A 24,058-nucleotide genomic window follows, 5' to 3' on the forward strand; every position below is an offset into this window, starting at 1 on the left:
CAATTACATGACTACGGAGAACAAGGTAGTTAGTAATAGGGTGTTAGGGTTAGAGTGTGGGGTGTAGTGACGTTTGTAACAGCGTTGACGTAGCAAAGAAGTTTATTAATGTCCGCACTTTTATTTACTTTTGTTGATTTTTCCTACACCCCACTCAGCTACCCCCAATACCCTGCCCCCACGCGTGCTTTCAGCTTTTCTTAGTGCTATTCCCCTAAACTCATATCTTGCACCCCACAAATAGCCCCAACGGCGCTTGGTGATATCCTGGGGGATACTGCTATTTCTTGAGAGCGTTTTGAGCATCAGTAAACATCTGTATTTTATCCTTTGAGGCTTAGCCATCCAGGGGCTAGAATTGTTACGATAGTTTCAGATTAGACGTTGAAGCCTTGATCCAATCTGAAACCTTAGAACTATTAGAATGGCATCGTCTGTGCCAGCACCTTTCCACCTTTGGGGCCACTAAACTAGGGGTTATAGCCGCGCGTCATCTGAAAATACCCGATTTTCAGGCAGAAAGCGAACAGTTGTTAGAGCAAACTAAAGAAGTCTATCAACTGGAAACTCGCCTGACTACAGGGCTGTCATTTGAAGGAATTCAAGATATCGGTGATTCCATAGAACGGGCAGAACGCAGCGGAATTTTGGCAGGAGATGAACTCTTAGCGATCGCCACCACCCTAGCTGGTGCAAGAAATCTGCGCCGTGTAATTGACAATCAGCAAGATTTGCCAATACTCACTAATTTAGTTGCCGATTTGCGAACTTACCCAGAACTAGAACAGGAAATTCACCGTTGTATTGATGAACGGGCACAGATAACTGATCGCGCCAGTTTAAAACTGGGCGAAATTCGCACAGAATTGCGGCGATTACGTTCGCAAATTACCCAAAAACTGCAAAACATTATCCAGGCAAAATCAGGTGCAGTTCAGGAACAAATTATTACCCAACGGGGCGATCGCTTTGTAATTCCCGTCAAAGCACCCCAAAAAGACGCGATTCCCGGTATTGTCCACGATACCTCTACCAGCGGTGCGACGCTCTACATCGAACCTAATTCAATCGTACCTCTGGGCAACCAACTGCGGCAAATCATTAGAAGAGAGCAAGCGGAAGAAGAAGCAATTCGCCGCGCTTTGACAGAACAAGTCGCCGCAGTCAAACCGGATTTGGAAAGGTTGTTAGCAATTGTCACGACTTTGGATTTAGCAACCGCTAGATCCCGATATAGTTACTGGCTAAAAGCCAATCCCCCACAATTCATCCAGCCGCCAGAAAATGAAATAATTACTTTGCGGAACTTGCGGCATCCTCTGTTAGTGTGGCAACAACAGCACGAACAAGGGCAACCAGTGGTTCCCGTGGATTTACTCATCAGTCCCTACATTCGGGTAGTGACAATTACCGGTCCAAATACAGGTGGAAAAACTGTAACCCTAAAAACTCTAGGGTTAGCAGCATTGATGGCCAAAGTCGGTTTATTTGTCCCCGCCCGCGAACCAGTGGAAATTCCTTGGTTTGACAAAGTTCTAGCAGATATTGGCGATGAACAATCCTTACAGCAAAGTTTATCTACATTCTCTGGGCACATCCGCCGAATTAGTCGGATTTTAGAAGCGTTGGGCGATGGGGACTCGGGACTAGGGATTAGGGATAAAGAACTTCCCAATCCACAATCCCTAGTTTTACTCGATGAAGTCGGTGCAGGCACCGATCCTGCCGAAGGTAGCGCCTTAGCGATCGCCTTGTTGCAATATCTGGCTAATCACGCCCAGCTAACCATTGCCACTACTCACTTTGGCGAACTCAAAGCCCTGAAATATGAAGATGAGAGGTTTGAAAATGCCTCTGTGGAATTTGATGAAACTACTCTCTCGCCCACTTATCGTCTGCTGTGGGGCATACCTGGGCGTTCTAATGCTTTAACAATTGCCTTGCGCTTGGGATTAAAACCAGAAGTAGTAGAAGTGGCAAAAACTCAAGTCGGAGAAGCAACTGATGAAGTTAATCAGGTGATTGCTGGGTTAGAAGCCCAACGCCGTAGTCAGGAAACCAAAGCTGCGGAAGCTCAAAATTTGTTGCAGCAAGCGGAACGTTTGTATAAACAAGTATCTGCTAAAGCTACGGCTTTGGAGGAGAGAGAAAGCGCTTTGCGGGCTTCACAAGAAATAGCAGTACAACAAGCGATCGGCCAAGCAAAAAATGAAATTGCCCAAGTGATCCGCCGCTTGCAACAAGGTACGCCCACAGCCCAAGACGCCCAACAAGCAACTAACGCTTTAAATAAAATTACCCAGCAATTTCAGCCAGTAACCCCAGCAAAACCAAAACCTGGGTTTATGCCCAAAGTAGGCGATCGCCTGCGCGTTCCCAAACTCGGACAGACAGCGGAAGTGTTAACTGCACCCGACGCCGATGGAGAGTTAAGCGTTCGGTTTGGGCTAATGAAGATGACTGTGAAGTTGCAAGATGTAGAATCTTTAGATGGTCAAAAAGCAGAACCAGTTGTCAAGCCCAAACCAGCCCCAGCCGCAGTTACACCACCACCCCAAAATGTTCCAGCAATTCGCACCTCAAAAAATACCATTGATTTACGTGGTAAGCGGGTAGCTGATGCGGAATTGATTCTCGATAAAGCCATCTCCGAGGCTATAGGTCCGGTATGGATTATTCACGGACACGGTACTGGGAAGCTGCGACAAGGTGTCCACGCCTTTTTGCACCAGCATCCGAGAGTTGACCGCTACGAAGCCGCAGAACAAGCAGATGGTGGGAGTGGTGTTACCATCGCACATATATAGCAGGAGGCAGCTATGCTGTTCTTGCTGGAGGTAAAACATTACTATTCCTAGCATCCAGGCTTGTCATTATGTCCTAACCTTTAATTTGCTTGCGATAAATTGAATTGCTTAGGGGTACTCGTGAGAAACAAAGGGGATTTCTACTACTTCACCCTCAGTTTCTCCGACTCGAACTTTCAAGCCTGCACCACCAGCTTTGGTGCGGATGTAACCTAGTCCAAAGTAACCATCAGGAGTTTGTGTATAACTGGTAAGTTTACCCACCTTTTCATCTCCAATGGCGATCGCACTTCCAACTTCCGCAGCAGCACTGAGGTTTACACCGAATAAGTGTTGCTTTACACCTTTATATGTGTTTAACCGAGCAATGGTTTCTTGCCCAATATAACAACCTTTATTAAAAGAAATTGTTTGCCACAAACCAGCTTCTAAGGGATTGTAATCATCAGTAAGTTCTGCCTCCGGGGCTGGGCGTCCTTGTAAGATTCGCAACATATCCCAGGCGCGATCGCTCATCTCTACTGCTCCAGCTTCTAAGAGTTTGTTCCACACCGTTGCTTTGTCAGTATAGGGAAAATTAAAAGTATATCCAGGAATCGCTAACCCACTACCTACAGCAATTCGCACTCCTTCGGCGGGTGCAATAGTATATACTTGGTGACTACCGTAAGGTTGCCCAATGAGTTCCCCAATACCCAACTTTTGGATTACAGCGTCGCTTCCCGGGCCAATCAGGCTGAGGGTGTTGGTGTATTGTGTAATATCAGATAATTCCACTTTATCGGCAAAGAAAATATATTTGTCCAGCCATTCCATGAGAAACTGGCGGCGGTTAGGCGAAACGAGCAAGATTACCGCATCTTCTCTGACGTAGGCAGTTACTAAGTCAATCGTTCTGGCTGTGGAAGTGACGAAAACTGTATCACAACCTTGTCCTGGCTTGAGTGCGAGGAAATCATTAGTACTTTGGTTGTGTAAAAAGCGGAGTCGGTCATCGCCAGACACTTTAATCCGTCCCCAGTCTGAGCGATCGCATATTGCAACCCCTTCTGTTGCAGCTTGGATAGCAGCTGCGTCTTGAGCGTCAATTGTAGATGTTGGCATGATGAAGAGTTGCCCTGTTTGAATGTTGTCGCACTAGAAATCTTAGCAAATAAGCGTTTGCGGCTTCAATCACTACTGCTGGCGACAGCTATATCAAGATTAGTTACGACCGAATAAAAATTTATGCATTTTTACTCACCATGAAATTAAAGTGTGAAATTTATTTGCTTAAATTTATATCTGGTAATTGTAAACCTGATATGCCTAATCTAGATTAGTAAAAATAGAACACTTTAAAGTATTATCTGCTGCATATTATGGCTCCTAGACGTTCTTCTAAGAAATCTCAAAGCGATACCACCGCAGCTCAAACCTCTACACAAAAGCAGCAGGACGATGAAAAAGAATTATTTCCGATAGTCGGCATGGGAGCCTCTGCGGGGGGATTGGAAGCATTTACACAATTGCTGAGCAATTTACCTAATGATACTGGTATGGCTTTTGTGCTGGTTCAACACTTAAGCCCCGAACATAAAAGTATGTTGAGCCAGATTCTTTCTCAGTCAACCCAGATGCCCGTACATGAAGTACAGGATGGTATGGTCGTAGAACCGAATCATGTTTACGTGATTCCACCAAACAAAAATATGAGTATTTCTCAAGGGGTGCTGAAACTCACAGCGCGCGTGAAGACCCGCGGTCAATATATGACAGTCGATACATTCTTTTTTTCGCTAGCAGAATACGGAAGTAGAGCGATCGCCATTGTGCTATCGGGAGGCGATGGAGATGGCACCCGGGGAGTGCAAAAAATCAAGGAAGCAGGTGGCATTACCTTTGCTCAGTGTGAGAACACGGCACAAATCAGTAGTATGCCCAACACCGCTGTAGCTTCGGGTTATGTAGACTTTATTCTGCCCCCGCAAGAAATTGCATCTGAACTGGCAAAGCAAGTCTGAACCTGCTAAAAATGACAAAAGAAGGATTACGGTTTGAGCTACGCAATGCCATTCAACAAGCAAAAGAGCAGTTAGCGTCAGTAAGAAAGGAAGACTTACAACTTAGAGAGTCAGATAGACTGAGGCTTGTGAGAGTTGATGTGATTCCATTTAAACCTTTCACAGACGAAAGACACTACTTTTTAATTCTATTTGAGGATACACCATTTTTAGAGCATTCTGACTCCGTGGAAGTTAGAGATCGCACAAACAAATCTAGGCAGCGCCAGCAATTGAGTCTTAAGCAAGAGAATATCCTACTCAAACAGGAGCTAGCAAGCACTAAAGAGTATCTGCAATCGAGTATTAAGGAACACCAAGCCACTAATCAAAACCTGAAAGCTGCCAACGAGGAAATTCTATCGAGCAACGAAGAGTTGCAAAGTACTAATGAGGAGCTGCAAACAGCCAAAGAAGAAATTCAGGCAACCAATGAAGAACTGAACACGATTAACGATGAACTGCAACGGCGCAATGTTCAATCAGTTCAGGCTAGCAACGATTTGCAGAATGTGCTTAGCAGTATTAACATTCCTATTCTTATATTGGAAAGCGATTTGCGAGTCCGGCGCTTTACTCCGGTAGCGGCAAGAATCTTCAACCTGATACCGACAGATGTAGGACGACCGCTTAGTGATATTAAACATAACTTAGATATCCAAAACTTAGAGCAAGAGATTTTAGAAGTAATTAGCACCCTCAACTTAAAAGCTCAGGAAGTGCAAGACCAAGACGGCCATTGGTACGACCTACGAATCCGACCTTATAAAACATCAGACAACAAGATTGACGGCGCTGTGGTGGTATTAGTTGATATTGATACTATTAAAACTCGTGCATAGCATGGCTAATAGTTGTTTAAGGTAGTGGTGCTTTGCGAAAAGTCTTAATCTAGCTAGATGAGTCAAGAGGTAGTTAGATGCTATGACATTAATTAAGTAATACAGGTATTGGCATTATGCATGAGATCTCACTACAAATAGCACAAGAGGAACTCGAACATGCCAAAACTTCCCTAAGGCATGGCGAAATCGTCGAAGAAATTGGTCATGCGCTGAAAAATAGGGACCAAACCGAGCAAGAACGCGGTCAACGGATTGTAAAGCATGGAAAAAATATTCAAAAATACGCACAGCAATCTATGCGTAAGGCGCAGGAATTAGCAGAAAATCGCTCAACAGAAGTGCTTGCCGAAGCTTTGCAAGCGCATATAGATGCTACTCAAAGCTATGTTGAGGCGGTGACAGAATTTCAAAAGGGATTGGAGACTCATTTACAGCAGCAGAATGATCGCTCTGAGTAAAGAAAGCAGCGTTGCTGAATTGAGAGATAATATAGTGTCAGGTTAAAGACTTATCATTAAGAACCGCACGGGGGCAGAGGAGCAGAGGGCAAGGAGCATGGGGGCAGAGGGGCACAAGCAGAGGCACAGGAGCAGAGGAGCAGAGGGGCAAGGGAGAGTGTAAATACGATTCATCTCTCTCAAAGCTTCATTTATCCACCTCAAAGATTCGCTCACGAATATTAAAGAGGCATTAATGGAGTTCAAACACTCATTCACAAATATCAAACACTCATTAATGGAGTTCAAACACTCATTAATGGAGTTCAAACACTCATTAATGGAGTTCAAACACTCATTCACGAATATCAAACACTCATTAATGGAGTTCAAATACTCATTCACGAATATCAAACACTCATTAATGGAGTTCAAACACTCATTCACGAATATCAAACACTCATTAATGGAGTTCAAACACTCATTCATCTCTCTTGAAACTTCAAATTCCCCTGCTCCTCTGCTCCCCTGCTCCTCTGCTCCCCTGCCCCTCTGCCCCTCTGCCCCTCTGCTCCCCAAAGCAATTGATTATTCTTTGTTTGGATGTCTCTTAGGTTTCACATTGCCCAAGTCTAGAACTTCCTCGATAATAACAGAGTGCTGCTGAGCATCCTGTGCTTGTTGTTCTAATTCCTCAGCTGCCGCCAGTTGGTTGCGATCGCGCATTCTTGAAGCTATTTGCTGTGATAGCCTAGCTTTCTCTTGCAATGCCCTAATAGCACTCCACAATGCCTCTTCCATTTTCTCTGATTGCATTGCCAGCAAAGTTTCTGCACCAAATGCATGACCTACGTGGCAGCGAAAGCGCAACATTTTCMCCTCCTGGATCTCCCAGAGTGTGCCACCGCAATCAGGACAGGTGAAGGTTGATGGTTTACCAGGGGGGTTAATGCTATTCTCTAGTAGTTCTGTATTCAATTGCGCCATATCTGATTCATACTCCATTTGGCTTGGTACAGAGTTTTGGGCTTCTGTTGCCGTCGGTGTATTAGCCAGAGCTACTAAGATGGATGGAATTTCTGGCAGTGGCAAAATATAATCAATATCTTCTACATTCGCGATCGCACTATTTGGCATTCCTGAATACAATGCATCATCGGGGTTTTGCACAACTGCCACACCACCGCGCATTTTCACTGCTATCAGTCCTGCGGTGCCATCATCCAGCATACCCGTTAGAACTACAGCGATCGTTCGCTGTGCGTAAGCTCGTGCCGCAGTGCGAAATAATGGATCGATAGCTGGGCGATGATGGTTCTCTTTTGGCCCCCGTGTCAATTGCAAATATCCCCGTTTCACCAACAAATGGTAATCAGCTGGGGCAACGTAAATTTGCCCGGTCTTGATTGCTTCACCATCCTCAGCTAGAAAGGCTGGTAATTTTCCAACACCATTCAATATATGGTGCAGAACATTAGGGCTTTGACTGGCTACGTGAAGAACTACAATTACAGCAGCATTTAGGTCGGCTGGTAACTGCTGAACTAAATAAGTTAAAGCCTGCACTCCGCCTGCCGATGTTCCAATAACAATCAGGTCGTGTGTAATCGCTTGCCTTTGGCTATGAACCATTTATATCCTTGCTGGATTAGCACAAACGTTTATTGCCATCCAAATCTTGATGAATTCTATGAATGAGGATAGAGGATTTATCAGAAACTATGCTTATCCCTAAAGTACACTATCAGTATTAATTTATTTTGCTAACATAACCGAACAATTCGTAATTACAACCTGCAAATTGGGAATTGATTTATTATGTTAATAAAAATAAAAAAGCTAAAACTCTTATTCTTATTGCCTATTGCCCGTAATTAGGCTGCGTACTACTTCCTACAAACTGTAGGTTCAACAGGCTTTATTGGTATAACGGCAGAATTATATTCTCCAAGCTTCAACTTTCAGGTAAACTGGCAAACGCCTGCTCAACTAACTCCTTTGCCTTGGCATCCAAACGCAGCCAATCCACTTCACCGAGTTCATCAATCAAACTAGTATCAATATTAGCCGCTTCCTTCTGTTGATTGTATTCAATAAAACACACTTGATAACACAACTCCCATAAATCGATACTCGCTTGTTGCTGTTGACGCTGCAAAAGTAAATGATATCCTGGATGGGGCATCGGCAGACGAGCCAGAGTGTGTCTGATTTCATCGGCTTCTTCGGGTGTTGCAGTTTCCATTGCTTGCAACAGTTCACTCACCAATGCTTTGATTTCATCAGTGGTGCTAGGCGGCCAAATCAGGACATCATGGTAAGTTCCCGTCCAAGAAGATTCATCAAGCTGCTTGCGGATATTATCGATAACGCGAATAAAAGCAGGTTGCATGAGGATTTCAGCCTGTTGCCATGCAACTGAGTTTGTTATTTTAGGTGGCATTGGTAATAAACAGGGGCACTAAAAGAGAAATAAACAGTCTGCGTTTATTAAAAAGCTATATTTTTAATCTAAATCTTTTCTCAAGATAGCGGATTTCATTAAACAAAATTTGGAGATATTTATTACTAGTGGAAAAATTAGGCGATCGCTCTGGGGAGGGAATATGATAGGCAAGCTACTAGACCATCGTTACCAAATAATTCGAGTCCTCGCTACGGGAGGATTTGGTCAAACCTACATTGCGGAAGATACTAGGCGGCCAGGTAACCCTATTTGCGTTGTCAAGCACCTCAAACCCGGAACTGACCCCAGAGTTTTTGATACAGCTAAGCGCCTATTCAATAACGAAGCCGAAACTTTAGAAAAACTCGGTTATCATGACCAAATACCCAGACTACTGGCTTACTTTGACGAAAACCAAGAATTCTATTTAGTACAAGAATATATTGAAGGACATACCTTAGCTGAGGAACTTTTAGCTGGTAAGCGCTGGAGTGAAAGCCAAGTAATTCAATTGTTGCAGGAAGTTCTGGGAATTCTCGATTTTGTCCATCGCCAAGGTGTGATTCACCGCGACATCAAACCAGATAATATCATCCGTCGCACCTTAGATAATAAGTTAGTTTTAGTAGATTTTGGGGCAGTGAAGCAACTGCGTACACAACTGGTGACAGTTGGCGGACAGCCTTCTGCTACAGTGGTTATCGGCACTCCTGGCTATATGCCCACAGAACAAGGACAAGGTAAACCCCGCCCCAACAGTGATATTTATTCCCTTGGAATTATTGCTATTCAAGCATTAACAGGGTTGCAAGCAACAGAATTACAAGAAGACCCGGAAACGGGGGAAATCATCTGGCGTCATACAGTAACCGTGAACCATCGTCTAGCAGCAGTGTTGAGTAAGATGGTGCGTTATCACTTCAAAGACCGCTACCAAAGTGCTACAGAAGCACTGCAAGCATGTCAAGAGGTGATTAATCCTGTAGCTGCACTTTCCATACCTCAAGAATCTGCTAAAAATTTCAGCTACCAAGCAGCCAAATCCCGACCCCAACCAGTATCTCACCAGCACACTATTGCAGTTGCACCCGCAAATCATGTTCCCCCGAGGCCTGTCCCTCAGAACTCTAGCAAATCCGACCCATGGCCGATATTAATTGGTATATTGTTGGCAGGTGGTGCAGCTGCTTTAGTCGCAAATGTATATCCGAATGTGAAAAATTTAGCTGCTAATTTTACAGGTAATGATAGCGCTTTAGTAAACAAATGCTCGGCTATTGTTGTCGGAAATTCTAATATCCGTTCTGAACCTAGTTCGATAAATTCTGATAATATTTTGCAAACCGTTGGTGATAATACCAGCTTCGAGGTAACAGGCAAGCAAACAAAACGAGGCTGGATAGAAGTTAAACTCAAATCAGGACGTTTGGCTTGGGCGCACCCAGATGTGATAGCCAATAAACAACAATCGGCTTCTTGCCTGCGGGAAAAAGGTATTGCAACTAAGACAATAGATGATAATAMCTTAATTAGTACTCGACCAATTCCCCAGGCAAAACCAAAATCTCAGGATGTAGTAACTTCATCACCAGAAAAATCAAAAGCCTCAACTGTTGCTACTGGAAAATTAGAACGATCGCAGCCTAGCGATAATAGTGCCCAGATTTTAGAGCAAGCAAGAAATAAGTATGAATCCGGAGATTTAGTTGGAGCGATCGCACTTTTAAAATCAATTCCGACAAAGGCTGCTTCTGATATCCAAGAAACAGGTAAAGTCATTACCCAGTGGCAACAAGATTGGAGTAAGGCGGAGGCATTATCTAATGAGATTAACAAAGCAATAGATGATGGTAAATGGGATAAAGTTTTAGATTATAGAAACCATCCAGAAAAACTGCCCAATACTCAATATTGGCGAAATAAAATAGAACCATTATTTCAAGAAGCCGCTGAAAATCTCGCTAAACAAGTACTACCTAAAACAGATAATCAAAGTAATCAGAAAAATTCTAAAAAAGAACTTACCAATACTAAGCAACCTGCAACTATAGAAACTCATAAAGGCAGTTTGTAATGTCAAAGTTCGTCATGTCTGCCAAATTACGCATAATAAAAGAATCCCACCCCCAACCCCTAAGAGCAAGTTCTTAGGGGAGCTAAAGCACAGCTTTTGCAGGGTGGGGTTTCAGGTATTTTAGTAATTCAAGCAAGAGCCAATCACTGAAATTATCTCTTGGTAATACTTTTATACTATTAAGTTGCGATCGCGCTGTGCCAGTTGCGTAAGTCCATAAAATAGAACATTCCAGACATCGTAGTCCTGTGAATTTTTCCCTTAACCTTTTATGCGGATTAATTGCTTATTGTTATCAACCTAAGGAACATAGCCTTGGACTGGTTTTTACCTTCTTACCTTTAACCCGAACTCAAGTTATTTAGCATATTTTTCCAATTTCTAATAGGCGATTCAACCTCAGCATTCGACGAAACATCTGCTTGTTGAGCCATACTTACCGCTTTGCTTCGCGCTTCGATAATTTGACTAATCTCACGTCCCAAGCTTGGTTGACGTTCAATCATCATATTTACAGCATCTGAGTAGATAACAAGAACTTGCAAATCGTCAACTGCTTTGATTGATACCGGACTCGGTTCCCCAGTAAACAGTGCCATCTCACCAAAGAACTCACCACGCAAGATAGTCATTACCTCCAATTCCATGCCAAACTCGTTTTTGACGGTGACTAGAGCCTGACCCGCAATGATAATATACAAAGCTTTACCAGGCTCGCCTTGCCGGATAACTTTCTCGCCCACACCGAACTGTTGTACAATAGTTTCCTTAGCTAAGTCATCCAAATTCTTCGGCTCCCTAGTTAAAGGCATAAATCCGGGAATTGAATGCAAGTGGTTTAACTTACTTGCAGCACTATCTGCCTTATCAGCAGCTTTTACAGCTAACTCGTATCGGTAGCGATATAGCGTCAGGTTGTTTCGCTGCGCTGCGTACCAGACTCGCGTCATAAACCTATCAAGTATCTGCTCCACATCCTCAAAGTTTTTGATAAAGAATTCCACTTCATAGATAATTGCAGTCTCATCATAGGATGTAGTTTTGCTCTCTGGTTCGGGTTCGCCTAATATTCCCTGTGTAGCCAAAGCTGTACTTGTTAGTACCTGCTTCACGAGGTTAGGAGGGCTATCGTAGGAAAAGCCAATGTTGATGCGTTGGTTGTAAATGCGTTCTGGTTGGCTGTAATTATGGATTATTTCTTTGCCAATGAACTGATGGGGAACGATAATTACCTCCTGCTGGAGAGTTAGCAGGCGAACAGATCGCCAATTGATATCAATTACCTGCCCTTCGATCGCCTGGTCTTCGCTATTGCCAACGCGCAACCAATCACCGACACTGAAGGGGCGTTCCAGAAGCAACGCAATGCCAGACATGATGCTACCCAATGTGTCCTGAAGCGCCAAACCAATTACAATCCAGCTAACGCCCAATCCGGTAGCTAGACTCGCCAAATCTGCACCCCACACCGCTGCCAGGACGATCGCGCTACCTACATAGCTCTGAGGGAATTCCGACAGCAGAAGCGCTTACTGCCCTAACCAAGCTTCCTAATAAGAAAGCAGCAGCATAAAGCAAAATTGCCCACATAATTGACAGATCGTTGATCTGTTTACGCACCGAAGCTGTACCGCCGGATTCCTTATTGCGAAACTTGACTAGCTCCTCACCACTGAGAGCTTTACCGTTAGGGAGTTTCAGATGTTTATAATCAGTCGGTGGTAAATCACTTAAATAAAGTGCTAAAGGCTCCAATACATATTGGTGGCACACTACTAGAACAGTTTCACCCCGTTTCAAGTGCGGTACAACCCGCTCCTCATAGAAAGAAGCAGCGCGTCCGTAAACTTGTGCAATCTTCTCGCCAGCCGGAGGTGCTTCGTTGTGTGAATGCAGCATTTCCTCAAAGCCTTCGTAGCCAAGGGCAAGACGCAGCAGATTCAAGTTACGTCCCGCAAAGATGCCAAAGGATTTCTCACTAATTCGATGGTCGATTTCAACAGGAATATCGGGTGATTTCAGCGCTTGACTTTCAGCAAGGGCGATTTCACAAGTTTGCCGCGCCCGCCTCATGTGAGAGACATATACTGCATCAAACTTCACACCTTTTTTCTTAATGTCAACACCTGCACGCCGTGCCTGCAACCTACCAAATGCTGTCAGATCAACATCCAATACTCCAGCAAAAATATTACGTTCGTTACTGGTGCTTTCACCATGTCGAATAAAGTAAGCTCGTCCGGGATAATCATCCTTTTGTACAGCAGACAAGTTGATATTACTAGTTTTTGCCACGAGTGTTAATGAACATTTTCAAATCTAATTATGTAAAAGTACAATAATACTAAGTTACAAATTTATCAATAGTTCCTTGAGAAAACTTCATGCTCAGAACTGCAACAACCGAGATCCAAGGGTGAATAATGGTGATTGAAAGGCAATGTCTGACGCCAAACTGCTATGCATCTAAGCTTGGATAATTTTCATCAGCATAGCTTCAACTGTAAGACACGAATTGTGCCAAAGCAAAGTCTCAGGTACTAAATTTTGCTTAACTAACCTTGGTAATGTTGTGAAGAAAGGGGCGGTACATAGCGTTTGCGCCGACTTTGAAAACTCTTCCAAAGCAATACGCAGCCGAAAACTAAGGTTGACAGCAGGACGACACTAGCTCCGGAGGCGATATCTAAGTAGTAGCTCAGGTATATACCTATAAATGCGATCGCTGCTCCTAAAACTCCTGAAATTATAATTACATAAGCAAAGCGATCGCTCAACAATCGAGCAATGGAAGCAGGAATCACCACCGCAGAGATAATTAATGTCACTCCCAAGACGTTGAGTGTCGCCACCAGTAATGTCGCTAGCATTAGAGCAAATAATGTATCCATTGCCACTACAGGTACGCCATGAACCTGAGCAACTTCTCTATCAAAACACCAAAATAGCAAAGGGCGATAAAACAAAAAAACTAAGCTCAAAATCACAACTGTGACACCACTGACGAACCATAAATCAGTAGGAGAAACGCCGAGGACATTACCAAACAAAGCCGCCTCAAAGTTTTGACTAAATTTCCGGTAGGTGCTGATTACGGCGACGCCCAAAGCAAAGCTAGCGGTTGTTACTATACCAATGGCTGCATCTGAATAAACTTTGCGTCCAGTTAAATATTGGATCAGCAAGGCAGCTGCAAATCCCCAAATTCCAGAACCAATATAAAAATTCAGTCCTAAAACGTAACTTAGTACTGCTCCTCCTAAAATTGCATGGGAAAGACCGTGAGCAATATAACTCATACGGCGAGTGATAATATATACACCCATCACACCGCACAATAGCCCCGCCATCATGCCAACAGCAACGGCACGACTAAAAAATTCGTACTGAAAAGGTTTAAGCAGAAATTCCATGTGTTTAATATCTTAATGGTATCCGTGTCGTTGTTTTGATTATGTCATTTCACCGGACTAAGGTAGGTTGGTGATCGCACTTTGTTTGAGTTGATGAATGTTGGATTTCGTTACGTCAACGCAACCTACGAGGATCAGCGATGGCTTCTCTATCAAATCTATCTGCTTTGATGGTGGTGCAGCATCCGCTTTTCCGTAATTATCCAAGAAACTATAACAACTGGCTGAGTTCAAACTTAGAATACTACAGAGCAAGACAGAGACAGTCCTTCGCAGAAAAACAACATTTATAACAAATAGAAATTAGTAATGATACTGATAAAAATCAAACGGAGCGATCGCATATCGAAGCTTTAATAGACTAAATAATATCTAAAATGACAATATAATACTGCTTCAGATTTAATTCAGTGACTTTACGGATATTATTATAACCCTGAATACTTTCAGAAAACTAAGCCCTATGGAGATTCTGCTTTAGTGATTTCCATAGGACTAGTGATTATGAGAAAGCGATCGCTCACTATTCCATCTGATGCGATCGCTGAGTAACTTTTGCGTTGGCATAGCTTGCCGCAGACATTAGGATTGAGGATTGTGGCTATTGTGGTTAGAGTGTGCTGTTCGCAAAATCTGCGGTAAATTATCTTGCATTTGATGGCGCAAAGAAGTGCCTTCATTAGCAATCAAAATGCGATCGCTTTGGTGAAATACCACCATTTCTGCCCCAAAAGTCTTTTTCAAGGTAGCAGAAGTAAAAACGTCGTTAGGTTGACCTTGAGCAATGATGTTATGATTGAAACACACTACCCAAGGTAGATGAGTTGCCACAGAGTTGAGGTCATGGGTAGATAGCAGAATTGTCAAACCCTGCTGATTTAGTTCAGCTAACAGGTGTAACAATTCGTGCTGCACGCGCAAGTCTGAACTACTAGTTGGTTCATCTAAAAGGACAATTTCTGGTTCTCCCACCAATGCTCGAGCAATGAATACTCGTTGTTGTTGTCCGCCAGATAATTCGCCAATTGGTCGATGGGCGACATGAGCCACTCCGACTCGCTCAAGGAGTGCTTTGGCAAAAAGGCGATCGCGTCGTGAAGACCAAGGCAAAAATTGCTTTTTGCGGTAACGTCCCATCATCACTACTTCTAGTGCTGTGACTGGAAAATTCCAATCTACTGTTTCTACCTGGGGTACATACCCGACTTTTGGCGGCGCTGTTCGTGGCTTTAAGCGCTTTCCTTGAAACCAAATTTCACCAGCCCAAGGCTCAACCAACCCTAATATTGCTTTGATCAGAGTGGTTTTACCGCTACCCGAAGGCCCGACTAAGCCAGACAATTGCCCAGGATAGAGGAGCAAATCGACGTTTGTCAAAACTGGTTGAGTTTGAAAACCACAAGTGAGATTTCTAATTTCTAGTATTGGTTCCATGCACTTATTTAGTAAGTACTACTGAGTCGTTGTCACCGCAGTTGCAGTCGGGCCAACGACATTGGTAGTGTTCAGCTTGTCAACCAGCTTGGGATTGCCCCCTAAATTTTCGGCAATGATTCGCAAATTGTTTGCCATCATGCCAATGTAAGTGTGTTGAGGATTGGTATTTTCGATTGCATTAGCCGAACCAGTGCCTGGTAATTCGTCATCAGCTGTATTAGCTGTTTTTATCTTTGCTTCACGGGCAATTTGTTCTTCTACTTTGCTCGGGTATACCTCAGAACCAAAAATCGCAGGTACGCCTACTTTCCGAATTTGATCGATGAGTTTGGCAACGTCTTGAGCAGAAGGTTCTTTAAAATCCGAAGGTTGGATAGCACCAATTACCTGGAAGCCATATTCTCTGGCCCAGTAAGCCCAAGAGTCGTGGTATGTCAGAAGTTTACGATTTTTTGCTGGGATACTAGCCACGACTTCTCGCGTTACTTTGTCCAGCGCGTCGAGGCGTTGTAAGTAGTTTTTCAAATTTTTGTCATAGTATTCTTTACCTTCGGGATCTAACTGTGTTAACTGGTTAGCAGCTAGTTTAGCGTAAGCTTCAGCATACTTGGGGTTTACCCATAAATGGGGATTAGGGTCTCCCTTTTCTTTGGGAAAGCTAAAATCGTAAATCCACTGACTTTCAGTGATAGTATTGCTACCTAGCTCATAAATGTTTGTTTTTTGAGGTTTAGAAGCTTTTGCTAGTTTTTCCGTTGGGCTTTCCAAGTGGAGTCCATTGGCGATAATTAAGTTAGCCTTAGACAGCAGATCGGCATCGCTAGGACGTGGTTCAAAGGTGTGGGAGTCAGTACCTTCGGGAATGATACCTTTGACTTCAAGGCGATCGCCTGCAATATTACTTACTATATTTGTTAACGGAGCTACCGTTGTCACAACTAAAGCTTTACTTTTGCTTTGGTTCTGTACAGGTTGTGCAGTCGCACTACTTTCCGAAGGAGTAGGTGATACTGCTGTATTTTGAGGCGCATTACAAGCGGTCAGTGCCAGACCAAGTGCTAATAGCAACGCAGAGATTTTCATTCCCTAAAGTAATAAATTTTTGATTGTCAAATTACTTATTCAGTACATCTTTTTTCTCATAATTAATGCAATGCCCTAGTAGGGGATATTAAAGTAATTTTTAGATTTTTTTAAGATATATCTACTTTGAGAATTAACTCTGGTTTTTTGATTACTAATTAAATTCTTTCTTCAGATAGATGTAATTTCATCATATACAAATTGCTAATTACGTTTTCATATACTACTTATTATCACGATAACTGCTTAATTCTTTAATTATTGAGCATCAAGCTGGCATCTAAATTCAATAGTTAATAATAACTATTCAAAATCTTATAGCGTTTCCTAATCTACTGAGGTACTTAATACATTGATAAAATTAGGCAAACCTCTGTCTTGAAAAGCCTTTTCGCTACGTACCTTTGCGCTTGACTCTGCGCCCTCTGCGTTAAAAAAACATTAGTTCTATACCTAACTTAACTGGGAGTCACTATAAAAATTTTGTTACATAAATTAAGTTTTTCCCTACACCCTACTTAGCCACACCCTACCCCTGTGTTGACAGAGGTTTTAGGACTCCCCGTGAAAAGTCAGCACTTACTTGCAATCTGCTGTAAATAATTTGCCGAAGATAATATAACTTCTTCAATCACAATTGAGGGGCAACTTCCCCATGCTTGCTTTCACAAATAGAAAGCATTCACAAGGCTATTGCCCCTAAATATTTTGAGCGTTTTTGGTAATTGCTCTTTACCCACAAACGTCTATAAATTATCTTTCATCAAGCTGTCTGGAATGATGACTCTACACTCCACACTCCGCCTTTACTACTTAGTACTGATTACTCCACACTCCACACTCCGCATTTACTACTCACTACTCAGCAGTAACAAGTTCAGTACTACCGCGTGTACGACGCCGTGTGAGGCTATTGTACAGCATTACACCGATCGCTTTAATCAAATTACCTTCCAATTCATTGAACATCTTCATGTTCATGCCAAAAGCGGCGTTAGCTTCATCAACAATGCGATCGCTCGTAGCATCGTCTAAGGGTAATTCATCCAAAGTCTGACGATATTTGGCTTTAAATGCCTTTTCATCAGAGATATCTGCAAATTCATAGAAGGCGGTTCCTTGCCCATCAGACAAATTCATTGCTGTTACAGCAATGCCTTTGAGAATCTGTCCCCCAGATAAGTCACCCAGGTAACGAGTATATGAATGGGCAATTAACAGTTCTGGTTCAGTTGCAGATATTTCCCGAATCCGCTGTACATAAGCTTCACCTGCGGGAGATAGTTGGATTTGCTCTCTCCAGTTCGCACCAAAGTAATAATTCAGGTCTTGCTCTAAGGTATGCTTGCGGTTTAGCTGTGGAAAGTTAATTTTAGAAACAATTGGATGCTGGCGGTGCTTTTCCATCTCCTCTTCCATCGCTGAGTAGATGAAGTAGAAGTTAGCAACTAGTTTGCGGTAAGAGTTTTTCTCGACTACTCCTTTTAAAAAGCACTTGACAAAACCTACATTTTCTGCCATCGTGTGGGCTTTTTTAGTACCTACACGTAATTTGGTTGCTAAATTGCTGCTCATACTAAATTTCTCAACTTTAAAAAGTCAACTGCCGAGTTTTAATTGACGAACGGCTAAAAAAGCCATTAAAACGTTACCTTAAAACTATTTGATGAGAATTTATATTAAAATTTTTTAAGCTCTAAGATTTTTGTAGCTTTTTACACAAAAAAATACTTAAAAATGATAACTTTATATTCCTAATATTTTGATTTTTTGTTTTTCTCAGCTAAACTTTGCTTTATATTCTCAGGTTTGCGAAAAACTCAATATTTTATAGAAGCAGTATTTATTACTAAGCATTAAGATAATTTTTATTTGTGAACTCATACTCTATAAGACTCAAGACTAAGATAGAGGGGACAAAAGAAAGAATTAGCTAAAATAAGTAAACTTTACTAGTAACGTAAAAATAAATACTAACTTCATGAAGAATTTACAATTATCAGTTTATTAGTTAAGTAGTTTTACGTAAAATTAACTTGATCTTGAATAAATTTATCAAGAAAATTAAAGAATGTTGAAATTGCTGAATCAAGTCTCAAGTGCTATTTTTTTGTTTGTTGTGTGGAGTGTTTAAAAATATGGTTTCATCTGTAACTCGGACATCAGCGATTCCTGGGAATTCTGGTTTTGAAGCTAATGGATTGAGCAAAGGAATTGAGAGCAGTTTTGCACTGAATTTACTACCGCTACCAGCAAATCAGTTATTTGGCACAGATGGTATTCGCGGGCGAGTTGGAGAATTACTGAGTGCGCCGTTAGCATTGCAAATTGGTTTTTGGGCGGGTATTGTTTTACGTAATCATGCTACTGGTATAGGACCAGTAATTCTCGGACAGGATTCTCGAAACTCCAGCGATATGCTGGCAATGGCTTTGAGTGCAGGGTTAACAGCAGCGGGGTTAGAGGTTTGGTATTTGGGATTATGTCCCACTCCTTGTGTCGCCTATCTTACTAGTATGACTGATGCCATAGGTGGAGTGATGATTTCTGCTAGTCACAACCCTCCAGAGGACAACGGCATTAAGGTTTTTGGTGCAGATGGTGGGAAGTTACCTCAATTATTGCAGGCAGAAATTGAAGCGGGACTGCGTGGCAAGATATCAACTGCTACTGAGAATAATTGTGGACGGCATTACTCACGTTTGGAGTTAATTAGCCATTATGGCGAGGCATTAAAAAAACCCTTGGCTAGTAACCTGAATCTTCAAGGAATGAAGATTGTTTTAGACTTGGCATGGGGAGCAGCAGTAGGATTAGCACCAACAGTATTTACACAGATGGGTGCAGAGGTAATTTGCTTGCATAATGAAGCAGATGGCGATCGCATTAACGTTAACTGTGGTTCCACTCACTTAGATATTCTGGCAGCAGCGGTACAAGAACACAACGCCGACTTAGGCTTTGCCTTTGATGGCGACGCCGATCGCGTCTTAGCAGTAGATAATACTGGCAGGCAAGTTAATGGCGATTACATTCTCTACCTCTGGGGACGCCACCTACAACAAAACCAACAACTGCCGGATAACTTGATTGTATCTACAGTCATGGCTAACTTAGGCTTTGAGAAAGCTTGGCAAGAAATTGGTGGTAAATTGATTCGCACCGCAGTCGGCGACCAATACGTGCAAGCCGAAATGGTGCGGACTGGGGGAATGCTAGGCGGCGAACAGTCGGGTCACATACTTTGCCGGCATTATGCCGTAACTGGGGATGGCTTATTAACAGCCTTACATCTAGCGGCTTTGGTAAAACAGGCCAATGTTTCCCTAGCAGAATTAGTAGAGCAAAGTTTCCAGACCTATCCTCAATTATTGCGGAACGTGCGAGTTACAGATCGCGATCGCCGTTTAGGATGGCAAGATTGCCAACCTCTGCAAAAAGCGATCGTTCTTGCTGAGGCTGCAATGGGTGATTCTGGTAGAATTTTAGTTCGCGCCTCTGGTACAGAACCAGTAATCAGAGTTATGGTCGAAGCTGTTAATGCCGAACTTACCAACCACTGGACAAATGAATTAGTCTCGAAAGTCGAGCAACATCTGATGGACTAACTTCGCTAATATCTCAGCGTTTAAAAAACGCCAACTTTGATCATAGCTTCTAGAGATTAGCTAGCCTTGGTTATCTGTAGAAGCTGTAAAATTATTAGATTGTGTTTGTCTAATTACTGATTACAAAAACTGACTCCATCGCAATAATTTGTCCTAGCGTAGTCTGAATATGTTATTATTTGCTTCAAGATTCTTAGTTATTTAATCTCATATAATTTAGTGCTTGTTTTTGTTATTCCACTCAAAAGCGCGCAAGTTTCCAATTCTTGGGAGCGTGTTACACAATTATTTGAAAGATGTCTGAAATCAGTTTGTAATCAAACTTCTCTTAATTTTCACGTTATTGTTGTTTGTCACGAAAAGCCTAAAATAGAATTCACTCATTCCCAGATTACATACATTACAGTTAATTTTTCACCTCCAAAGGAGACTGACCCTGTAGCTAAAGGAGACACAGATAAAGGACGGAAAATATTAAAAGGATTGATTTATGCACATCAATTTTCTCCTACTCACACTATGACAGTTGATGCTGACGATTGTGTTAGTAAAAAGTTAGCCAAATTTATTGAACAACACCCTGATTCTAATGGATGGTTTTTAAACAAAGGTTATAAATATCAAGAAGGCAGTAGTTACATATATCTTAAAAGAAGCAATTTTTATAAAATGTGTGGTACTTGTAATATTATTCGATATGATTTGAATGATTTGCCGCAGATTGCAGAATACGACCGTGGCTATGGATACTATAGATATTATATAGACCATGCCAAAGTCAGAGATATTTTAAAAAACAAAGCCCAAGCCATTAAATCATTACCATTTCCTGGTGCAGTTTACATTTTAGAAACAGGAGAAAATCTTTTTGATAATTCCAAAAGATTGAGATTTAGCATTTTTAATCGCAAATTCTTAAATCAATCAGTAAGAGATGAATTCGGATTGTACGACTTACAGCAATCCAAAGAAATTTGTCAACTATAATAGATTCTTTGAGGCTGAAAGACTACAGCATTACTATGCCGAAAATCAAGTCAAAATCCCGGCGATCTAAAAACTCGAAAAAGCAGGCTCAAAAGGAAACTCCTACCCTCAGCCTTAAAGAACAGTTAGCCAAAAAGCGCAAAGCAGCCCAAGCGCGTAAAGAACTCACCAGTTTACTCACCACCGCCACCTTTGGCGGTGTCTTCTTAGGCATTGTACTTTTTTTTGTAGCTGGAATTAAAGCAGCAATTCCTGGTGTTTTGGGGATAATTATCATATCACTTTCCTACAAATATCCTCGCCAAGCCCTATATGCCTTTATCATTTACGTACCTGTTGGCGGTACTATCACTTACTACTTAGGTAATAGTCCCATACTCCAATTAGCTAAAGATGCTTTTTATATTCCAGCGCTTATTGGACTTTGGCAGACTTGCCGTAAACAAGGGCTACCGATAATCATTCCCCAAGGCCTTAAAATTCCACTTTATATTGTTTTGGGTTGCTGTTTATTAACGCTATTGTTTGTTAATGGTGGCCAGCAGTTTAACCCGCCTAGCGTGGGATTATTAGAAAAAGCAGAGAAAGAAATACCCTTAGGAATGGGAATTTTGGGACTGAAAGTACTTTTAGGCTATGTCCCCTTAATTGGTTGTGCTTACTATTTAATTCGCGATAAGCGTGATTTTCTATTTCTATCGCGCCTCCAAATTGGCCTCATACTAATTTGCTGTGTGCTGGGATTTATTCAATACTTCTTATTACTAACTGGTATATGTAAAGGCACTAGAGGTCTTGAAGGAAATGCCCTATTTGTCACATCACTAGAAGCCCGGTGTTACTTTGGGGGAGCACTCTTATATAGTCCTGAAGAAGGAGTGATTCGTCTACCAGGAACATTTGTAGCCCCTTGGCAATGGGCGTGGTTCTTAATTTCCAGCACCTTTTTTACCTTTGCTACTGGCTTCACCGATCCCTCGCTAATATGGCGGGTGGTCGGTTTAGGTTCTTTAGTGACAGTCTTTATCAATGCTGTAATCTCTGGGCAAAGAATCGCCTTAGCTTTAGTACCAACCTGCTTCGGGATTTTGCTATTGCTCACTGGACAAATTGGCAACCTCAAACGATTTATCCCCATAGGTATAGGACTTGCTTTAGTTTTGGGAATAGCAATGGTGACTAACCCTGCTGTTGTGCAAGAAAGAACCGAGAGTTTTACCAGTCGCTGGGACGCATCACCACCTCAAGATTTTATCGTTCAACAATTTGAAGAGAATTGGAAAAACGTAGATGGGCCATTGGGAAGTGGTTTAGGTCGAGCAACTAACTCTGCCCGTGCAATGGGTAAAACTAAGTTGGTAGAAACCTATTACCCCAAAGTACTTTATGAAATTGGAATTGTTGGAGTACTAGCATTTTTGGGTTTAGTCACTACTTTAACAATTATTGCCTTTAAAACCTATCGCTCGATAAAAAACCGTAATTTCCGCAGTTACGGAGCAGCTTTATGGGTGTTTATATTGTTTATTAGCTATAACACTTACTACTATCCTTTAGATGTCGATCCAGTTGCTGTCTATTATTGGTTTTTTGCGGGAGTTCTTTTTAAATTACCAGAACTAGAAAAACAAGATCGAGAAGATGCCGACCCGAAGCAAAAAAACAAGAGAAAACGTCTAAAAACAATTTAAATGCAATCAAAATGGTAAAAGTTATTATAGGAGGTCAAAAACACCTCAGCATTCCTAACCTACCTCGTAATTCTCGGCATACACTCATTCGTCCTAAGCCTTTTCCGGCGGGCAGATATCCCATAGAAAAAATTTGGTATCCTTTAGCTAGTTTTATTCCCTGGCAACCTTTATGGGAAAGATATCAAGCTATTCATTCTTTCAACAGAATTCTCTATACAAATAAACCTTGGTTTCTCACCTTTGAGGATCATCGTGTTTTATATAGAAATCCGAAAAATCAAGGTGAAGCAGCAATTTATGAATTATTAAATAATCGCTTGGCATTAGAAAATTGCCAAAAAATTATTGCTATTTCTGATTATGCCAAGTTGAGATTAACTAAGCGAATACAAGGTTGGAGTATAGAAGAAAAGGTAAATCAGAAAGTGGATGTGATTCATCCAAACTTTCCCATCAGGACTAACCAATCAAAACTTTATCAGGAAGACCAAAATCTCCAACTGGTATTTATTGGAAACCACGTTGCCCGTAAAGGTGGAATTGTTGCTTTAAGACTAGCGAAAAAAGCTGAGAAATTAGCTCTACCTATTACCATACATATAGTTTCTGAACTAGGACATGGTTCAGGAGTCCCGACTGATTTCCCCGATCGCAACAAATATTCAGCAGATTTAAAACTACTAAATTTAAATAACGTTGTCTTTCATAAAAATCTTCCTAATGAAAAAGTTCTTGAGTTACTATCCGAGAGTCATTTTCAATTAATGCCTACATTACATGATACCTATGGCTATAGTATTATCGAAGGTTTTTCTGTTGCCACTCCAGCAATTACAACAAATGTATGTGCCTTACCAGAATTCATTCGTCATAACGAAAATGGCTATATTTTAGAATTACCAATTAATGACATAAAGCACTGGGCTAATTGGCTGCACGGAGAAAAAACCAAAACCAATGAATATTGGGAAATTGTCAATAGTACCTACGACTATTTAGCAGAGCAAGCATTACAACAAATCATGCAATTTCTTGAGAGAAGTGATAAACGAGAACATTATGAATTTTTAAGTGCCGGAGCATTAGCTCAAGCGCAAATTGTACATAATTCCCAAAAGCAAAATGAGTTATTTGATAATTTATATGCGGCAGCAGGAGGAGGTATAAAATAGGTGGGGATAAGGG

Annotated in this window: 19 protein-coding genes; 9 read left to right on the forward strand and 10 right to left on the reverse strand. The window is 41.8% G+C overall.

Features of this window, described 5'->3' with window-relative positions:
• Positions 1-392 precede the first annotated feature (392 nt).
• Positions 393-2,807 carry an endonuclease MutS2 gene (locus FCR06_RS11330; RefSeq protein ID WP_138499649.1) on the forward strand — a complete coding sequence of 805 codons (2,415 nt, stop codon included), beginning with the start codon at positions 393-395 and terminating at the stop codon, positions 2,805-2,807.
• Between the two features lie 108 nt (positions 2,808-2,915).
• Here FCR06_RS11330 and FCR06_RS11335 read toward each other — a convergent pair whose 3' ends face one another.
• A complete protein-coding gene (locus tag FCR06_RS11335) occupies positions 2,916-3,911 on the reverse strand; it encodes a YgfZ/GcvT domain-containing protein (RefSeq protein WP_138499651.1) in 996 nt (331 codons plus the stop codon).
• Positions 3,912-4,168: 257 nt separating this feature from the next.
• Here FCR06_RS11335 and FCR06_RS34590 point away from each other — a divergent pair, with 257 nt between their 5' ends.
• From FCR06_RS34590 to FCR06_RS11345, 3 genes are all read left to right on the forward strand, one after another.
• Positions 4,169-4,810 (forward strand): chemotaxis protein CheB, encoded by a 642-nt coding sequence (locus tag FCR06_RS34590; protein ID WP_317616813.1) that lies wholly within the window; start codon positions 4,169-4,171, stop codon positions 4,808-4,810.
• A gap of 11 nt (positions 4,811-4,821) precedes the next feature.
• A complete protein-coding gene (locus FCR06_RS34595) occupies positions 4,822-5,691 on the forward strand; it encodes a PAS domain-containing protein (protein WP_317616814.1) in 870 nt (289 codons plus the stop codon).
• Between the two features lie 116 nt (positions 5,692-5,807).
• Positions 5,808-6,152: a hypothetical protein gene (locus FCR06_RS11345; protein ID WP_138499653.1), complete on the forward strand. Its 345-nt coding sequence runs from the start codon at positions 5,808-5,810 to the stop codon at positions 6,150-6,152.
• A 567-nt stretch (positions 6,153-6,719) separates the two neighbouring features.
• Here FCR06_RS11345 and FCR06_RS11355 read toward each other — a convergent pair.
• Positions 6,720-7,763, reverse strand: a complete 1,044-nt coding sequence (locus FCR06_RS11355) for a chemotaxis protein CheB (protein WP_138499655.1) — start codon at positions 7,761-7,763, stop codon at positions 6,720-6,722.
• Between the two features lie 322 nt (positions 7,764-8,085).
• Entirely contained in the window at positions 8,086-8,574 is a 489-nt protein-coding gene (locus FCR06_RS11360) for a hypothetical protein (RefSeq protein ID WP_138499657.1), read from the reverse strand.
• A 163-nt stretch (positions 8,575-8,737) separates the two neighbouring features.
• Here FCR06_RS11360 and FCR06_RS11365 point away from each other — a divergent pair, with 163 nt between their 5' ends.
• Entirely contained in the window at positions 8,738-10,651 is a 1,914-nt protein-coding gene (locus tag FCR06_RS11365; RefSeq protein WP_138499659.1) for a protein kinase domain-containing protein, read from the forward strand.
• 341 nt (positions 10,652-10,992) lie between these two features.
• Here FCR06_RS11365 and FCR06_RS11370 read toward each other — a convergent pair whose 3' ends face one another.
• From FCR06_RS11370 to FCR06_RS11395, 7 genes are all read right to left on the reverse strand, one after another.
• Positions 10,993-12,120: a cyclic nucleotide-binding domain-containing protein gene (locus tag FCR06_RS11370; protein WP_138499661.1), complete on the reverse strand. Its 1,128-nt coding sequence runs from the start codon at positions 12,118-12,120 to the stop codon at positions 10,993-10,995.
• A 19-nt stretch (positions 12,121-12,139) separates the two neighbouring features.
• On the reverse strand, positions 12,140-12,946 hold the full coding sequence (locus FCR06_RS11375; RefSeq protein ID WP_223280105.1) for a histidine phosphatase family protein: 807 nt from the start codon (positions 12,944-12,946) through the stop codon (positions 12,140-12,142).
• A gap of 260 nt (positions 12,947-13,206) precedes the next feature.
• Positions 13,207-14,064, reverse strand: a complete 858-nt coding sequence (locus FCR06_RS11380) for a metal ABC transporter permease (protein WP_138499663.1) — start codon at positions 14,062-14,064, stop codon at positions 13,207-13,209.
• A gap of 57 nt (positions 14,065-14,121) precedes the next feature.
• Positions 14,122-14,271 (reverse strand): hypothetical protein, encoded by a 150-nt coding sequence (locus FCR06_RS32520; protein ID WP_189523381.1) that lies wholly within the window; start codon positions 14,269-14,271, stop codon positions 14,122-14,124.
• A 375-nt stretch (positions 14,272-14,646) separates the two neighbouring features.
• A complete protein-coding gene (locus tag FCR06_RS11385; RefSeq protein WP_138499665.1) occupies positions 14,647-15,498 on the reverse strand; it encodes a metal ABC transporter ATP-binding protein in 852 nt (283 codons plus the stop codon).
• A gap of 18 nt (positions 15,499-15,516) precedes the next feature.
• Complete coding sequence (locus FCR06_RS11390) at positions 15,517-16,584, reverse strand: metal ABC transporter substrate-binding protein (RefSeq protein ID WP_138499666.1); 1,068 nt, start codon at positions 16,582-16,584, stop codon at positions 15,517-15,519.
• A gap of 858 nt (positions 16,585-17,442) precedes the next feature.
• Positions 17,443-18,159, reverse strand: a complete 717-nt coding sequence (locus tag FCR06_RS11395) for a heme oxygenase (biliverdin-producing) (RefSeq protein WP_138499668.1) — start codon at positions 18,157-18,159, stop codon at positions 17,443-17,445.
• Positions 18,160-18,722: 563 nt separating this feature from the next.
• Here FCR06_RS11395 and glmM point away from each other — a divergent pair.
• From glmM to FCR06_RS11415, 4 genes are all read left to right on the forward strand, one after another.
• A complete protein-coding gene (gene glmM, locus FCR06_RS11400) occupies positions 18,723-20,192 on the forward strand; it encodes a phosphoglucosamine mutase (protein ID WP_138499670.1) in 1,470 nt (489 codons plus the stop codon).
• Between the two features lie 219 nt (positions 20,193-20,411).
• Positions 20,412-21,179 carry a glycosyltransferase family A protein gene (locus FCR06_RS11405; protein ID WP_138499672.1) on the forward strand — a complete coding sequence of 256 codons (768 nt, stop codon included), beginning with the start codon at positions 20,412-20,414 and terminating at the stop codon, positions 21,177-21,179.
• Between the two features lie 35 nt (positions 21,180-21,214).
• The gene (gene hpsL, locus FCR06_RS11410; RefSeq protein ID WP_138499674.1) at positions 21,215-22,870 is read left to right on the forward strand and encodes a hormogonium polysaccharide biosynthesis protein HpsL; all 1,656 of its coding nucleotides are present in this window, start codon (positions 21,215-21,217) and stop codon (positions 22,868-22,870) included.
• Between the two features lie 11 nt (positions 22,871-22,881).
• Positions 22,882-24,045 carry a glycosyltransferase family 4 protein gene (locus FCR06_RS11415; RefSeq protein WP_138499676.1) on the forward strand — a complete coding sequence of 388 codons (1,164 nt, stop codon included), beginning with the start codon at positions 22,882-22,884 and terminating at the stop codon, positions 24,043-24,045.
• Positions 24,046-24,058 lie beyond the last annotated feature (13 nt).

The sequence above is a fragment of the Nostoc sp. PA-18-2419 genome (assembly GCF_005869855.1).
Lineage (GTDB): Bacteria > Cyanobacteriota > Cyanobacteriia > Cyanobacteriales > Nostocaceae > Nostoc.

What these genes read in the sequence shown, in the direction of transcription:
- FCR06_RS11335 (WP_138499651.1), bottom strand. Translation starts at nt 3,911, where the DNA reads ATGCCAACATCTACAATTGACGCTCAAGACGCAGCTGCTATCCAAGCT.
- FCR06_RS34590 (WP_317616813.1), top strand. Translation starts at nt 4,169, where the DNA reads ATGGCTCCTAGACGTTCTTCTAAGAAATCTCAAAGCGATACCACCGCA.
- FCR06_RS34595 (WP_317616814.1), top strand. Translation starts at nt 4,822, where the DNA reads ATGACAAAAGAAGGATTACGGTTTGAGCTACGCAATGCCATTCAACAA.
- FCR06_RS11345 (WP_138499653.1), top strand. Translation starts at nt 5,808, where the DNA reads ATGCATGAGATCTCACTACAAATAGCACAAGAGGAACTCGAACATGCC.
- FCR06_RS11360 (WP_138499657.1), bottom strand. Translation starts at nt 8,574, where the DNA reads ATGCCACCTAAAATAACAAACTCAGTTGCATGGCAACAGGCTGAAATC.
- FCR06_RS11380 (WP_138499663.1), bottom strand. Translation starts at nt 14,064, where the DNA reads ATGGAATTTCTGCTTAAACCTTTTCAGTACGAATTTTTTAGTCGTGCC.
- FCR06_RS11385 (WP_138499665.1), bottom strand. Translation starts at nt 15,498, where the DNA reads ATGGAACCAATACTAGAAATTAGAAATCTCACTTGTGGTTTTCAAACT.
- FCR06_RS11390 (WP_138499666.1), bottom strand. Translation starts at nt 16,584, where the DNA reads ATGAAAATCTCTGCGTTGCTATTAGCACTTGGTCTGGCACTGACCGCT.
- FCR06_RS11395 (WP_138499668.1), bottom strand. Translation starts at nt 18,159, where the DNA reads ATGAGCAGCAATTTAGCAACCAAATTACGTGTAGGTACTAAAAAAGCC.
- glmM (WP_138499670.1), top strand. Translation starts at nt 18,723, where the DNA reads ATGGTTTCATCTGTAACTCGGACATCAGCGATTCCTGGGAATTCTGGT.
- hpsL (WP_138499674.1), top strand. Translation starts at nt 21,215, where the DNA reads ATGCCGAAAATCAAGTCAAAATCCCGGCGATCTAAAAACTCGAAAAAG.
- FCR06_RS11415 (WP_138499676.1), top strand. Translation starts at nt 22,882, where the DNA reads ATGGTAAAAGTTATTATAGGAGGTCAAAAACACCTCAGCATTCCTAAC.